This is a genomic window from Streptomyces poriferorum (genome assembly GCF_019399235.1).
Classification (GTDB): domain Bacteria; phylum Actinomycetota; class Actinomycetes; order Streptomycetales; family Streptomycetaceae; genus Streptomyces; species Streptomyces poriferorum.
The window spans coordinates 14,350-28,063 of the sequence record NZ_JAELVH010000141.1; the positions used below are offsets into that span (position 1 = coordinate 14,350).

General features: G+C 69.6%; 11 protein-coding genes. 8 read left to right on the forward strand and 3 right to left on the reverse strand.

Annotated elements, in window-relative coordinates; translation table 11 throughout:
- Positions 1 to 36: 36 nt before the first annotated feature.
- The 3 genes from gltX to JGS39_RS23235 form a co-directional block, all read right to left on the reverse strand.
- The gene (gene gltX / locus JGS39_RS23225) at positions 37 to 1,509 is read right to left on the reverse strand and encodes a glutamate--tRNA ligase (protein WP_219571312.1); all 1,473 of its coding nucleotides are present in this window, start codon (positions 1,507 to 1,509) and stop codon (positions 37 to 39) included.
- Positions 1,502 to 2,278, reverse strand: coding sequence for a fumarylacetoacetate hydrolase family protein (locus JGS39_RS23230; protein WP_219571313.1), 777 nt, complete (start codon positions 2,276 to 2,278; stop codon positions 1,502 to 1,504). Before JGS39_RS23230 ends, gltX begins: the two co-directional genes overlap by 8 nt.
- Positions 2,279 to 2,524: 246 nt before the next feature.
- Positions 2,525 to 2,716, reverse strand: coding sequence for a hypothetical protein (locus tag JGS39_RS23235; protein ID WP_219571314.1), 192 nt, complete (start codon positions 2,714 to 2,716; stop codon positions 2,525 to 2,527).
- A gap of 578 nt (positions 2,717 to 3,294) precedes the next feature.
- Here JGS39_RS23235 and JGS39_RS23240 point away from each other — a divergent pair.
- The 8 genes from JGS39_RS23240 to JGS39_RS23275 form a co-directional block, all read left to right on the forward strand.
- Positions 3,295 to 7,005 (forward strand): nitrate- and nitrite sensing domain-containing protein, encoded by a 3,711-nt coding sequence (locus JGS39_RS23240; protein ID WP_219571315.1) that lies wholly within the window; start codon positions 3,295 to 3,297, stop codon positions 7,003 to 7,005.
- 9 nt (positions 7,006 to 7,014) lie between these two features.
- Positions 7,015 to 7,428 (forward strand): roadblock/LC7 domain-containing protein, encoded by a 414-nt coding sequence (locus JGS39_RS23245; RefSeq protein ID WP_006127850.1) that lies wholly within the window; start codon positions 7,015 to 7,017, stop codon positions 7,426 to 7,428.
- A 133-nt stretch (positions 7,429 to 7,561) separates the two neighbouring features.
- On the forward strand, positions 7,562 to 7,969 hold the full coding sequence (locus JGS39_RS23250) for a DUF742 domain-containing protein (RefSeq protein ID WP_148021032.1): 408 nt from the start codon (positions 7,562 to 7,564) through the stop codon (positions 7,967 to 7,969).
- Positions 7,950 to 8,531, forward strand: a complete 582-nt coding sequence (locus JGS39_RS23255; protein ID WP_073738725.1) for a GTP-binding protein — start codon at positions 7,950 to 7,952, stop codon at positions 8,529 to 8,531. The genes JGS39_RS23250 and JGS39_RS23255 overlap by 20 nt, the downstream gene beginning before the upstream one ends.
- Positions 8,532 to 8,877: 346 nt before the next feature.
- Positions 8,878 to 12,093: a nitrate- and nitrite sensing domain-containing protein gene (locus JGS39_RS23260; RefSeq protein ID WP_219571316.1), complete on the forward strand. Its 3,216-nt coding sequence runs from the start codon at positions 8,878 to 8,880 to the stop codon at positions 12,091 to 12,093.
- A 10-nt stretch (positions 12,094 to 12,103) separates the two neighbouring features.
- Positions 12,104 to 12,517 carry a roadblock/LC7 domain-containing protein gene (locus JGS39_RS23265; RefSeq protein ID WP_018551717.1) on the forward strand — a complete coding sequence of 138 codons (414 nt, stop codon included), beginning with the start codon at positions 12,104 to 12,106 and terminating at the stop codon, positions 12,515 to 12,517.
- An 89-nt stretch (positions 12,518 to 12,606) separates the two neighbouring features.
- Positions 12,607 to 13,239, forward strand: coding sequence for a DUF742 domain-containing protein (locus JGS39_RS23270; RefSeq protein ID WP_219571317.1), 633 nt, complete (start codon positions 12,607 to 12,609; stop codon positions 13,237 to 13,239).
- Positions 13,220 to 13,714, forward strand: a 495-nt coding sequence (locus JGS39_RS23275; protein ID WP_219571318.1) for a GTP-binding protein, incomplete at its 3' end; no start/stop codon positions are given. The genes JGS39_RS23270 and JGS39_RS23275, both read left to right, overlap by 20 nt.

A 13,714-nucleotide genomic window follows, 5' to 3' on the forward strand; every position in this document is an offset into this window, starting at 1 on the left:
CTGCCGGGCCCGTCCGTGTCCTGTCCGTCTCCGGCGTTACGCGGTCAGCTTCGCCAGCGCCGCGTCGATCCGGGCGATGGTGCGCTCGCGGCCCAGGATCTCCAGGGACTCGAAGAGCGGCAGGCCGATCGTGCGGCCGGTGACGGCGACGCGGACCGGGGCCTGCGCCTTGCCGAGCTTCAGGCCGTGCTCCTCGCCGGCGGCGAGGATGGCGGCCTTCAGGGCCTCCGCGTTCCACTCGGCGGCGATCAGCTTGGCGCGGGCCGTGACGAGCAGGGCGTCGGAGCCCTCCTTCATCGCCTTGGCCCAGGACGCCTCGTCGGTCGCCGGCTCGTCGAGGAAGAGGAAGTCGACGTTGGCCGTGATCTCGGAGAGGACCGTGACCCGGGTCTGGGCGTGCGGGGCGATCTCCGCGAACACGTCCGCGTCGAAGGCCTCCGGGGCCCAGGGGGCGAACGGGGCCTGCAGCCAGGGGCCGCACGCCTCGGTGAACGTCTTCACATCCAGCTTGCGGATGTGCTCGGCGTTGATGTGCTCGCACTTCTTGAGGTCGAAACGGGCCGGGTTGGCGTTGACGTCCTTGATGTCGAACGCCGCGACCATCTCGTCGATGTCGAAGATGTCCCGGTCCTCGGCGATCGACCAGCCGAGCAGCGAGAGGTAGTTGAGCAGCCCCTCGCGCAGGAAGCCGCGCTCGCGGTAGAGGTTGAGCGAGGCCTGCGGGTCGCGCTTGGAGAGCTTCTTGTTGCCCTCCCCCATGACGTACGGCAGATGGCCGAACTGCGGGGTCTGCTTGGCGATGCCCAGCTCGGTGAGCGCCGCGTACAGGGCGATCTGGCGCGGGGTGGAGGAGAGCAGGTCCTCGCCGCGCAGGACGTGGGTGATCTCCATCAGCGCGTCGTCGACCGGGTTGACCAGCGTGTAGAGCGGGGCGCCGTTGGCACGGACGATGCCGTAGTCCGGCACGTTCTCCGGCTGGACGGTGATGTCGCCGCGGACCAGGTCGGTGAAGGTGAGGGCCTCGTCGGGCATCCGGAAGCGGACGATGGACGTACGGCCCCCGTCCTCGTACGCGGCCTTCTGCGCGTCGCTCAGATCGCGGCAGTGGCCGTCGTAACCCGACGGCTTGCCGGCGGCGCGGGCGGCGTCGCGGCGGGCGTCGAGCTCCTCGGTGGTGCAGTAGCAGTGGTACGCGTGGCCGGCGGCGAGGAGCTTCTCGGCGACGTCCTTGTAGATGTCCATGCGCTGGGACTGGCGGTACGGGGCGTGCGGGCCGCCGACCTCGGGGCCCTCGTCCCAGTCGAGGCCGAGCCAGCGCATCGCGTCGAGGAGCTGCTGGTACGACTCCTCGGAGTCGCGGGCCGCGTCGGTGTCCTCGATGCGGAAGACCAGGGTGCCCTGGTGGTGCCGGGCGAAGGCCCAGTTGAAGAGAGCTGTCCGGACCAGGCCCACGTGGGGGTTGCCGGTCGGGGAGGGACAGAAACGTACGCGGACTGGTGCGTTAACCACGCTTGATCACCTTGTTGGTGAGAGTGCCGATGCCTTCGATGGTGACGGCGACCTCGTCGCCGACGTGGAGGGGTCCGACCCCTGCCGGAGTCCCGGTGAGGATCACGTCGCCCGGAAGCAGCGTCATGGCTTCCGTGATGTGGACGACCAGGTCCTCGATGGAGCGGATCATTTCGCTCGTCCGGCCCAGTTGACGTTGCTCGCCGTTGACGGTGGCCTGGATGGCGAGGTCACTGGGGTCGAGGTCGGTCTCCACCCAGGGGCCCAGCGGGCAGGAGGTGTCGAAGCCCTTGGCCCTGGCCCACTGCTTCTCGCGCTTCTGGGCGTCGCGCGCGGTGACGTCGTTGGCGCAGGTGTAGCCGAAGATGACGTCCTTGACCCGCTCCCGGGGCACCTCTCGGCACATCCGGCCGATGACCACGGCCAGCTCGGCCTCGTGGTGCAGCTCCTCGGAGAAGGAGGGGTACTCGATGGCGTCGCCGGAGCCGATCACCGAGGTGGTGGGCTTGAAGAAGGCGACGGGGACGTCGGGGACCTCGTTGCCGAGTTCCGCGGCGTGCTCCGCGTAGTTGCGGCCGATGCCCACGACCTTGTTGGGGAGCACCGGCGGCAGCAGCCGGACCTTGCTCAGCGGGACCTTGGTCCCGGAGAGCTCGAAGTCGGCGTACGGGATGCCCTTGATGATGTCGAGGACGAGACCATCGGGCCCGTCGCCCTCGACCGCGCCGAAGGCGACATTGCCGTCGATGGAGAACCTGGCGATGCGCACGGGTTGCTGTCGCCCCTCACTTGCTGGGTAGCTGAAGACTGACGCTCCAGGCTAGCGCCTCGCCCGGCGAGGTTTGCCCCAAAAGGAGCGTCGTCCGGTGCGTGCGATCCAAGGCGCCGGGGCGTCCTCGTGGCGGAGCCACGTGGGCGTTTCGGCAACGCCGCGAGCGTGCGTGCCGGGCGGCGCGACGGGGCAAACCTCGCCGGGCGAGGCGCTGGCGCGGGTGAGGGGCCACGCCGTGCGGGATTACTCCGCGGCGGCGGTGACGGCCGCGGGGGCGGTCATCAGGATCGTGCGGCGCGGGTTGGCCGTCTGCGTCGGCAGGTCGAGCGCGTGCTCCGGCCGCTCCGGCGTCTGCAGCGCTTCGGCGTCCTTGAGGTGCGCCAGCGTGGTGCGCCGGGGGTTGGCAATGTTGCGGAACATCATCGTCGTCTTCATCTGCCGTACGGACCCTGTCGGTAGGGGCACCACCCGGAGGGGCGCCGGTTGTCGGTTTTGCCATCCCTGTAAAGCGTCAGGCTAAACATCCAATTCCCTCCGGAGGCCCGGAAGAGACGGCGATCATCCTGTGAGTTTGCTCACGAAGCGCCCGACAATTCTGCCAATTCGGGCGGCTTGCACGCCGGGAAGAAACGGACATTGCAGCACTGAATCAACCATTCCGCTCCTGATCATGTCGACTGGGACACCGGTCTCACCGACCTGATTCACCCGCAATCATCCGGTATGACCGCGAACAGTCTGCACGTCTTGTTACGCCGTCATCACAACGTGTCACGCAGGTCACAGCCCGGTACCTGGCCCTTGTTGGAGATCCGGCACTGTGCTGGAATTCCACGCACCGCCGCGGGTTTCAAGCCGGCGCGCAGGGGCGCTACGCAGCGCCGAGTGGCGGCGGGAAGGGGAAGTGCGCCGGTCACTCACGACCACCATGGGGCGGTACAACGCCCCACGACGCCGACACCGTTCCTTCCGTCCATGACGGGAGAACGCCTGGTCCAGAGGTTGCGACGCTAGTGCAGGGACGTTTCAAGAGGGATGGCAGCGCTGCGGCGGAACAGGAGCCGCGCGGCGGGACCGACCGCGGTTCCTCGCCCCAGCACGCCCAGAACCCCGGACCGGCCGCGGCCGGCGACGACAGCGAGCGCGACCGGCGCCCCGGCTCCACGACGGGCGGTGGGTCCGATCCGGTCTCCGCGCCCAAGTCGCGGGGTCCGGTCAACACGGGATCACGAGTAGCTCTTCGCAACTGGCGCATCAGCACGCGTCTGGTCTCCCTGCTCGCCCTCCCCGTGGTCGCCGCGACCACGCTGGGTGGTCTCCGTATCAACGACTCCATGAACGACATCCAGCAGCTGGAGCACATGCAGCTGCTCACCCGGATGACGAAGCAGGCGACCTCGCTGGCCCAGGCGCTCCAGGAGGAGCGCGACCGGTCGGCGGGCCCGCTGTCCAACGGGGTGCCGGCGGACGACTTCAAGGTCACGGAGCCGCGGAAGAAGACCGACCGCGCGAAGAAGGCGTTCTTCAGCGCGACGAACGACATCGGTGACACCGAGGGCGACGAGGCCCTGGAGAGCATCCACTCCAGCGTCCAGCAGATCGCCGCGCAGCTCGGCAGTATCCGCGACATCCGCAAGCAGGCCTACGCCGGTGACAGCCCGAGTCTTCAGACCGTCGACGCCTACAGCCAGCTGATCGCCTCGCTGCTGAGCCTCTCCCAGGACATGGCGCAGGCGACCAGCAACCCGGAGATGATCAAGCGGACCCGTGCCCTGGCGGCCTTCTCCTCCGCCAAGGAGTACGCGTCGGTCCAGCGCGCGATCATCGCCGCCGCACTGCCGGGCGGCAACGACAAGCAGCCCCACCTCGACCGCAACGACCAGCAGTTCGGTGAGGCCGCCCTGAACAAGGAGGAAGCGGCCCGCCGCTCCTTCGAGGCGATCTACACCACCACGGGCCAGAACGCCGACGAGCTGACATCCACGCTCGACGAGGGCCAGCCCGAGATCAAGGCGGCGGACACCTACGCCAAGAAGGTCCTCACCAACACGAACGGCATCAGCAGCCCCGGCGCCCGCCGTTCGTACATGGACTGGTACGACCAGGACTCCACCAAGATCCAGGCCATGAAGCAGATCGAGGAGACGCTCCTCAGCGACATGGAGGGCAAGGCGCGCGAGCTGCGCGACGAGTCCCAGCGTGAAGCGATCATCTCCGGTGCGCTCATCCTGCTCGTGCTCGGTGTCTCGCTGGTCGGCGCCTTCGTCGTCGCCCGGTCCATGATCCGTTCGCTGCGGCGGCTGCAGGACACCGCCACCCGCGTCGCCCAGGACCGGCTGCCCGAGCTCGTCAAGCAGCTCTCGGAGACGGACCCGCAGGACGTCGACACCTCCGTCGAGTCGGTCGGTGTGCACTCCCGTGACGAGATCGGCAAGGTGGCCGCGGCGTTCGACGACGTGCACCGCGAGGCCGTCCGTCTGGCCGCCGAGCAGGCCCTCCTCCGGGGCAACGTCAACGCGATGTTCACCAACCTCTCGCGCCGTTCGCAGGGCCTCATCCAGCGTCAGCTCTCGCTCATCTCGGAGCTGGAGTCGCGCGAGGCCGACCCGGACCAGCTGTCCTCGCTCTTCAAGCTCGACCACCTCGCGACCCGTATGCGCCGTAACGGTGAGAACCTCCTCGTCCTCGCGGGCGAGGAGCCGGGCCGCCGCTGGACCCGTCCGGTGCCGCTGGTCGACGTGCTCCGTGCCGCCGCCTCCGAGGTGGAGCAGTACGAGCGCATCGAACTGGCCGCGGTGCCCGCAACCGAGGTCGCCGGCCGGGTCGTCAACGACCTCGTGCACCTCCTCGCCGAGCTGCTGGAGAACGCCACGTCGTTCTCCTCGCCGCAGACGAAGGTCCGGGTCACCGGTCACGCGCTGCCCGACGGCCGGGTGCTCGTCGAGATCCACGACACGGGCATCGGCCTCTCCCCCGAGGACCTCGCGGCGATCAACGAGCGGCTCGCGTCGCCGCCCACCGTGGACGTCTCGGTCTCGCGCCGCATGGGTCTGTTCGTGGTCGGCCGGCTGTCGCTGCGTCACGGCATCCGCATCCAGCTGCGCCCGTCCGACTCCGGTGGCACGACCGCACTGGTCATGCTCCCCGTCGATGTCGCGCACGGCGGTAAGCAGCCCGCTCCGAAGCAGGCGCCCGGCCAGCAGTCCCCCGCCCCCGGCGGCCTCCTCGCCGGTGGCAACGCGCCCCGCACCGGTCTCGAGAGCACCCCGTCGGCCCCGGGCGGGCGGCTCGCCGCCGGTCCCGGAGCCACCCGCGGCCAGGTCGGCGCGGGCTCCGGCCCGCGTGCGGCCCTGCCGGCCCGCGACGGCGGCTCGAGCCGTCCGCCGAACCAGCCGGGCCAGCCCGGTCAGCCCGGCGGCCAGCAGAACTCGGGCTTCCAGAGCGCCGGAACCGGTCCGCAGGGCCGGCAGCCGGACGCCTCGCGCCCGGAGCCGCCGCGTCAGGGTGGCGGGCTCTCCGGTGCCTTCGGCGGCGGTGCCCGGCTCGGTGCGCGCGGCCAGGGCGACGGCGCCCGTACGGACTCGGGCCAGCCCAGCCTCTTCGACCAGAAGCGTCCGGAGCAGAGCGGTCCCGGCCGGCACGCGCCTCAGCCGCAGCAGGCCCGGCAGGACGGCCGGGGCGGCGGTTTCCAGCAGCCCGGCGGTCCCGGTCAGAACGACCGCCAGCTGCCGCCGGTCGGCGGTCCGCGTGCGGAACTGCCGGGTGGCAACCCCCAGCCGCAGCGTCCGCAGACCACCAGCTGGGGCAGCAACGAGGAGCCGTCCGCGCCGCGGCGCTCCCCGCTCGACGCGCCCCGCGGTCATGAGGAGCCCGACACCAGCGGCCAGTTCCAGCGGCCGCTGAACCCGCCGCCGCTTAACCCGCCGCCGCTCAGCCCGCGTCCGCCGCTGGACAGCCGTCAGGGACCCGGCGCCACCGCCGAGTTCGCCCGCCCGGACTTCTCGGCACCGGCTCCGCAGCAGCGGCCCGCGCCGCAGGCACCGGACCCGGCGAGCACCGCGCAGTTCGCCCGCCCGGACTTCGGTCAGCCCGCACAGGCCCAGGGTCAGCCCGCGCCGCGCCAGCGGGACCGCGACAACGGGGACTTCGGTGCCCCGCGTCCGCCCGTCGCGCCGGCTCCGAACGCGGACTACCGGCCGGTCCTGCCGCAGCAGCCTCAGCCCGAGGCGCTGCCGCCGGCCGGTCCCGGCGACGGCCGTACCCCGTTGTACGACACGCTGGAGACCAACTGGTTCCACGGTCCGCAGCAGGGTGGCCAGCAGCCGCCCGCCGCGCCGCAGGCTCCCGGTTTCCCCCAGCAGCCCGCCGAGGAGCGTCCCGCTCCCGCCGCACCGCGTCGCGGTGCCGGTGACACGGGCGCCACAAGCTCCTGGCGTGCCTCGCCGAACGACGAACTCGTCCGGCAGGCGGAGCGGGTGAAGAAGCCCGCAGCAGGCGGAATTACTACGTCCGGTCTGCCTCGCCGGGTCCCGCGTGCCAATCTGGTGCCGGGTACCGCCCAGCAGCAGAACCACCAGTCCGGTCCCCAGGTGTCGCGTGCGCCCGATGATGTGCGCGGGCGGCTGACCAATCTCCGCCGGGGCATCCAGCAGGGACGTCAGGCCAACAACGGCCCGTCGACCGGCAGTTTCCCACTCGGCCCCACTCACCAGCAGGAGCGTTAGTTGAGCCCGATGAGTCAGGCCGCGCAGAATCTGAACTGGTTGATCACCAACTTCGTGGACAACACCCCCGGGGTGTCGCACACGGTGGTGGTCTCCGCAGACGGCCTGCTGCTGGCGATGTCCGAAGGTTTCCCGCGCGACCGCGCCGACCAGCTGGCGGCTGTCGCCTCCGGTCTGACCTCGCTGACCGCGGGTGCCTCCCGGATCTTCGAGGGCGGCGCCGTCAGCCAGACCGTGGTGGAGATGGAACGCGGATTCCTCTTCCTGATGTCCATCTCGGACGGCTCCTCACTGGCCGTACTGGCCCATCCGGACGCCGACATCGGTCTGGTCGGCTACGAAATGGCTCTGCTGGTGGACCGGGCGGGCACTGTCCTGACTCCGGACCTCCGTGCCGAGCTGCAGGGCAGCCTGCTCCACTAGGCGGCCGTGAATCGGTGACACAGACGATTAGCCCAGGTACCGCACTCATCACTCGCCCGTCCGGCCGCTTACAGCCCCCCACCGGCCCCTTCAGACGGCAAGCCGACACCCTGCTGTCACGCCCGGAGGATTCATGACCCCGCCACCCGCCTCACCCGATCCGTACGGCGCGTTGAACCGCGCGTCGTACGAAGGTGAAGGCGACCAGCCGCTGGTCCGTCCGTACGCCATGACCGGCGGACGGACCCGACCGCGCTACCAGCTAGCGATAGAGGCGCTGGTCAGCACCACGGCCGACCCGGCGCATCTGGGGACACTGCTCCCCGAGCACCAGCGGATCTGCCACCTGTGCCGCGAGGTCAAGTCGGTGGCCGAGGTGTCGGCCCTGCTGTCGATGCCGCTCGGTGTGGCCCGGATCCTCGTCGCGGACCTGGCGGAAGCCGGCATGGTGGCCATCCACCAGCCGGGCAACGGAGAGGCCGGCGGCGCGCCGGATGTGACACTGCTCGAAAGGGTGCTCAGTGGACTTCGCAAGCTCTAGTGGCGGTGCAGCCCGGGCCACCACCTCGGCGAAGATCGTGGTGGCGGGCGGATTCGGCGTGGGTAAGACCACGTTTGTCGGTGCCGTTTCGGAGATCAATCCGCTGCGTACCGAAGCCGTGATGACGTCCGCCTCGGCGGGCATCGACGACCTGACCCACACCGGCGGCAAGACCACCACCACGGTGGCCATGGACTTCGGCCGCATCACCCTGGACCAGGACCTGATCCTGTACCTCTTCGGTACGCCCGGACAGGACCGCTTCTGGTTCATGTGGGACGACCTCGTACGCGGCGCCATCGGCGCCGTCGTCCTCGTCGACACCCGCCGCCTCGCCGACTGCTTCCCCGCGGTCGACTACTTCGAGAACAGCGGACTGCCGTTCGTCATCGCCCTCAACGGCTTCGACGGACACCAGCCCTACACCCCCGACGAGGTCCGCGAAGCGCTTCAGATCGGGCCGGACACCCCGATCATCACGACCGACGCGCGGCACCGCGGTGACGCCAAGAGCGGTCTGATCACGTTGGTGGAGCACGCTTTGATGGCGCGGCTCAAGTAGGCACAAGTCGGTATTGCCGTACGACAATTGCCGTAGCCACGCGGGGGTGGACTGTGTCCTTTGACACGATCCACCCCCGTGTTCATAACGTTTCGAAAGAGAATTACCGCACGGTCAATACCCGATGCGCACGATCGGTATCGCTGCGCTCACATGAGCCCCGCCTTTTGGCGGGGCTCGTTCTTTATGCCCGTTTTATCTGAGGTGTGGGCCACTCGGAATCGCACATTCCGACTGTTTGGAACGCGGCCGGTAGCCGTGCTGCAATTCGACGAACTCCCGAGTAGTACGGCCCTGAACGAACACGGCACAGCGTAGGTGCCGACGCCGAGAGGTTGTTGGTCGAGTGAGGCGTAACAACGAGGGCGCGACGGCGCAGGCCGAGCGGGGCAACTTCACCCCGCCGGCGCGCACCGTGGCGCCGTCCGCCGATGTGTCCGAAGGGATACCGGCCGGTGGCAGCACCAGTCGGCTGTCCCCGCGCAACTGGCGGGTGCCCACCAGGCTGAACGCGATCCTCCTGATCCCGGTTCTGGTCGGCCTGATCATGGGCGGCTTCCAGGTGAAGGGTTCGCTCGACACCTGGCAGGAGGCCCAGGACGCCGAGAAGACCGCGCTGATCGTGCGCGCGTCCGCCGAGTACGGGCAGGCGCTGCTCAACGAGCGCGACCTCACCGCTCAGCCGCTGCTGTCCAACAAGCGCGACTCCGAGGTCGTCACCCAGGCCCGGGCCACCACCGACGCAGCCGCTCAGAAGTTCGACGCGGCCGTCGGGGACATGCCCGGGAAGCAGGGGCTGGAGCGCCGCCTCAAGCTGTTCAAGCTGGAGGAGCCCAAGCTCCCGGAGCTGCGCAAGGCCGCCTACACCGCTGCCATGGACCCGGTGAAGACCGAAGAGGGATACACCCAGGTCCAGCACTCCCTGATGGAGTTCTGCAACGAGCTGGGCCTCGGCACCGGAAACATCACCAGTTACGGCCGTACCGTCTACGCGATCGAGCTGGCCAAGGCTGCAGAATCGCTTCAGCGCTCCATCGGCATGCACCTTCTGGTGCGGCCGAGCCGGGAGAGCGGCAAGTTCAACGACCAGGTCAAGGCATTCGGCTCGTACAACTACCTGGAGCAGATCGCCCTCGGCGAATTCGTCTCCGGAGGTACGGAGGCCGACGCCGCCCGGCTGAAGAAGGTCATGGCCGGCAAGGCGGCCGAGGGTGCCGCGAAGCTCAAGGCCGCCAAGGAGCAGGCCGACGCGGCCGGTGCCCCGTTCGTGACGCCGCCCACCATCGACGGCTCGGTCTACGACGGCATGGCCCAGGAGATCGGGCAGGGCAACGACCCCAAGCAGCTCAAGGCCAAGGGGATCACCCCCGAGACCTGGATGGCCGCCGCCACCGCGAAGTTCGACGGCTACACCACGGTCGAGGACGAGCTCGTCGACAAGGCGGTGACCGAGGCCGCGGAGATCTCCTCCAGCGCCCGGACCGACGCCATCGTCAACGCCGCGATCGTGATCATCGCCCTGCTGGCCGCCTTCCTCCTGGCCGGGCTCATGGCCCGCCAGATGAGCCGCTCGATGCGCCAGCTGCGTACGGCCGCCTTCTCCATCGCCGAGCAGCGGCTGCCCTCGCTCGTCGACCAGCTCTCGCGGACCGACCCGGGCCGGGTGGACACCCGTGTCCAGCCGATCCCGATCAACAGCCAGGACGAGATCGGCGAGGTCGCCCGCGCCTTCGACCAGGTGCACCGCGAGGCGGTCCGCCTCGCGGCCGAGCAGGCCATGCTGCGGGGCAACGTCAACGCGATCTTCACCAACCTCTCGCGCCGCAACCAGTCGCTCATCGAGGGCCAGCTGACCCTCATCACCGACCTGGAGAACAACGAGGCCGACCCGGACCAGCTGGAGAGCCTCTTCCGGCTGGACCACCTGGCGACCCGTATGCGGCGCAACGGCGAGAACCTCCTCGTCCTCGCCGGCGAGGAGCCCGGCCGCCGCTGGAACCAGCCGGTTCCGCTCGTGGACGTCCTGCGGGCCGCCTCCTCCGAGGTGGAGTCCTACGAGCGCATCGAGCTCTCGGGCGTGCCGGAGACCGAGATCCACGGCCAGTCCGTCACCGACCTCGTGCACCTGCTGGCCGAGCTCCTGGAGAACGCCACCACGTTCTCCTCGCCGCAGACCAAGGTGCGGGTCACCGCGACCCGGTTGCCCGACAGCCGCGTGATGATCGAGATCCACGACAAGGGCATCGGCCTCACCGCCGAGGACTTCGCCGACATCAACCACAAGCTGGCCAACCCGCCGACGGTGGACGCCGCGGTGTCCCAGCGCATGGGCCTGTTCGTGGTCGGCCGCCTCGCCGACCGGCACGGCATCCGGGTCCAGCTGCGCCCCTCGGGCGAGCAGGCCGGGACCACCTCGCTGGTCATGCTGCCGGACGCGATCACCCACGGTGGCGGCGGCGACGGCGCCCCCGCGCAGGACGACTTCACCGTCTCCTCGATCATTCCGCAGCAGCAGGCGTTCGACGCGGCTCCGCTGCAGCCCCAGATGCGTACGGCGGCGGAGCTCGGCTTCGACGACTCGCGCTACGAGGAGCCGTCCGCGGACTCCGGCCGGCTCGACCCGGTGGGCCGCTCGCTGATACGTGAGGAGCGCCGCGCGGCGCTGGAGGCCCAGACCGGTGGCGAGCGCCCGCCGTTCCCGCAGCAGGAGGAGCCCCAGCAGCAGTACGCCGAGGCCCCGTACGGCGAGGCCGCCTACGCTCCGGACCCGTACACCCAGGAGCCGCAGGCGGGCGGGCAGCAGGAGCAGCAGTACGAGCAGCCTTCCTACGAAGGCGGCTACGACCCGTACCGGGGTGACAACGGCTATGCCGGGCAGCCCGGTTTCGGCGGCGGCCAGGACGGCTACCAGGAGACGCAGTACGCGGCCCCCCAGGCACCCGCACAGGCGTATGACGGGCAGTACGCCGCCCAGCCCCAGCAGGAAGAGTGGGCTGATCAGGGCACGTACCAGGGCGCGTTCGCGCCGGTGGCGCAGGACGGGCCGGAATCTCTTCCGAGCGCTCCCGCACCTTCGCAGGAACGCGTAGGCTTCGACCGTTCGGGACCTGTCCCGAACGCCGGCCACGAGCTGACCGATGCCGGTCTGCCGCGCCGCGGCGGCCAGCAGCACTGGCAGCCCACCGGCCGCGGCAACGAGCAGCCCGCCTCGGAGCAGCCGGCGCCGCAGCAGCAGGAGGAACTGCCGCAGCGGCAGCCGTCGCCCGCACAAACGGACGAGAACGGTCCCGAGGACTGGCGCTCGGCGAACGACGAGCGCTGGGAGCGGGCCGAGAAGCTCCGGGAGCCGAAGGCGGGCGGGGTCACCCCGTCCGGTCTTCCCCGGCGCGTACCCAAGGCCAATCTGGTCGAGGGCACGGCCGAACAGACCCAGCAGGGCGGCCCCCAGGTCTCCCGCGCCCCGGAGGACGTGCGTGGCAGGTTGAGCAACCTGCGACGTGGCGTGCTGCGGGGACGTAACGCGGGTTCGGACACCAGTAATACCTACAACCAGGAGCGTTAGTGTGAGCCCGATGAGCCAGGCGGCGCAGAATCTGAACTGGTTGATCACCAACTTCGTGGACAACACCCCTGGGGTGTCCCACACGGTGGTGGTCTCCGCCGACGGACTCCTGCTGGCGATGTCCGAGGGATTCCCGCGCGACCGTGCGGACCAGTTGGCGGCTGTCGCCTCCGGTCTGACCTCGCTGACCGCGGGTGCCTCGCGGATCTTCGAGGGCGGCGCCGTGAATCAGACAGTTGTGGAGATGGAGCGAGGATTCCTCTTCATCATGTCCGTTTCCGATGGATCTTCGTTGGCCGTACTCGCACACCCGGACGCCGATATCGGCCTGGTTGGGTACGAAATGGCCCTTCTGGTCGATCGCGCCGGCAGTGTCCTCACCCCGGACCTCCGTGCCGAGCTTCAGGGAAGTCTTCTTAACTAGTAGACAGACAGTGCGTTTCGCGTCACCGCGCCATAGGGTGCGGTGGCGCGGACCCACTGGGATCGGGACCGGCAGGCGGAGGAGGAATCGTGGGTACACCCCCAGGCGGGCACCAGTTCAACGGTGGTCAGCGAACTCCGGGTGAGCACGGGGACAATGGTTTCGGCTTCCCCTCCACACCCGGCAGACAGGGCGCGCAGCAGCCTTATCAGCCATACCGGCAGCCGCAGCAGCCCCAGCACGTCCAGGGCTCCGACTGGCCGCAGCAGCCGCAGCAGCCCCACCGGCCGCAGCGCCCGCACCGGTACGACTCCCCGCAGCAGCCCCGCATTCAGCCGGTGCAGCCGCGGCGGGCCCCCGAGCCGGCGGCGCCCGCGGCGCACAATCCGCTCGTTCGTCCGTACGCCATGACAGGTGGACGGACCCGACCGCGCTACCAACTCGCCATTGAGGCGTTGGTCAGTACTACGGCTGATCCGTCCCGGCTGCAAGGGCAGTTGCCCGAGCACCAGCGGATCTGCCGGCTGTGCATCGAGATCAAGTCGGTGGCTGAGATCTCGGCCTTGCTCTCGATCCCCCTCGGCGTTGCCCGGATCCTCGTAGCCGACCTGGCTGAGGCCGGACTCGTCGCTATCCACCAGCCCGGCGGCGACGAGTCCGCCGGCGGCCAGCCAGATGTGACACTGCTCGAAAGGGTGCTCAGTGGACTTCGCAAGCTCTAGCGGCGGAGCGGCCCGCTCCACTACCTCGGCGAAGATCGTGGTGGCAGGGGGCTTCGGCGTGGGTAAGACCACGTTTGTCGGTGCCGTTTCGGAGATCAATCCGCTGCGTACCGAAGCCGTGATGACGTCCGCCTCGGCGGGCATCGACGACCTGACGCACACCGGGGACAAGACCACCACCACGGTGGCCATGGACTTCGGCCGCATCACCCTGGACCAGGACCTGATCCTGTACCTGTTCGGTACGCCCGGACAGGACCGCTTCTGGTTCATGTGGGACGACCTCGTACGCGGCGCCATCGGCGCGGTGGTGCTGGTCGACACCCGCCGCCTCGCCGACTGCTTCCCCGCGGTCGACTACTTCGAGAACAGCGGACTGCCGTTCGTCATCGCCCTCAACGGCTTCGACGGACACCAGCCCTACACCCCCGACGAGGTCCGCGAAGCGCTTCAGATCGGGCCGGACACCCCGATC

Coding starts and splice junctions, on each gene's coding strand:
- JGS39_RS23235 (WP_219571314.1), bottom strand. CDS start 2,716: ATGAAGACGACGATGATGTTCCGCAACATTGCCAACCCCCGGCGCACC.
- JGS39_RS23245 (WP_006127850.1), top strand. CDS start 7,015: ATGAGTCAGGCCGCGCAGAATCTGAACTGGTTGATCACCAACTTCGTG.
- JGS39_RS23250 (WP_148021032.1), top strand. CDS start 7,562: ATGACCCCGCCACCCGCCTCACCCGATCCGTACGGCGCGTTGAACCGC.
- JGS39_RS23265 (WP_018551717.1), top strand. CDS start 12,104: ATGAGCCAGGCGGCGCAGAATCTGAACTGGTTGATCACCAACTTCGTG.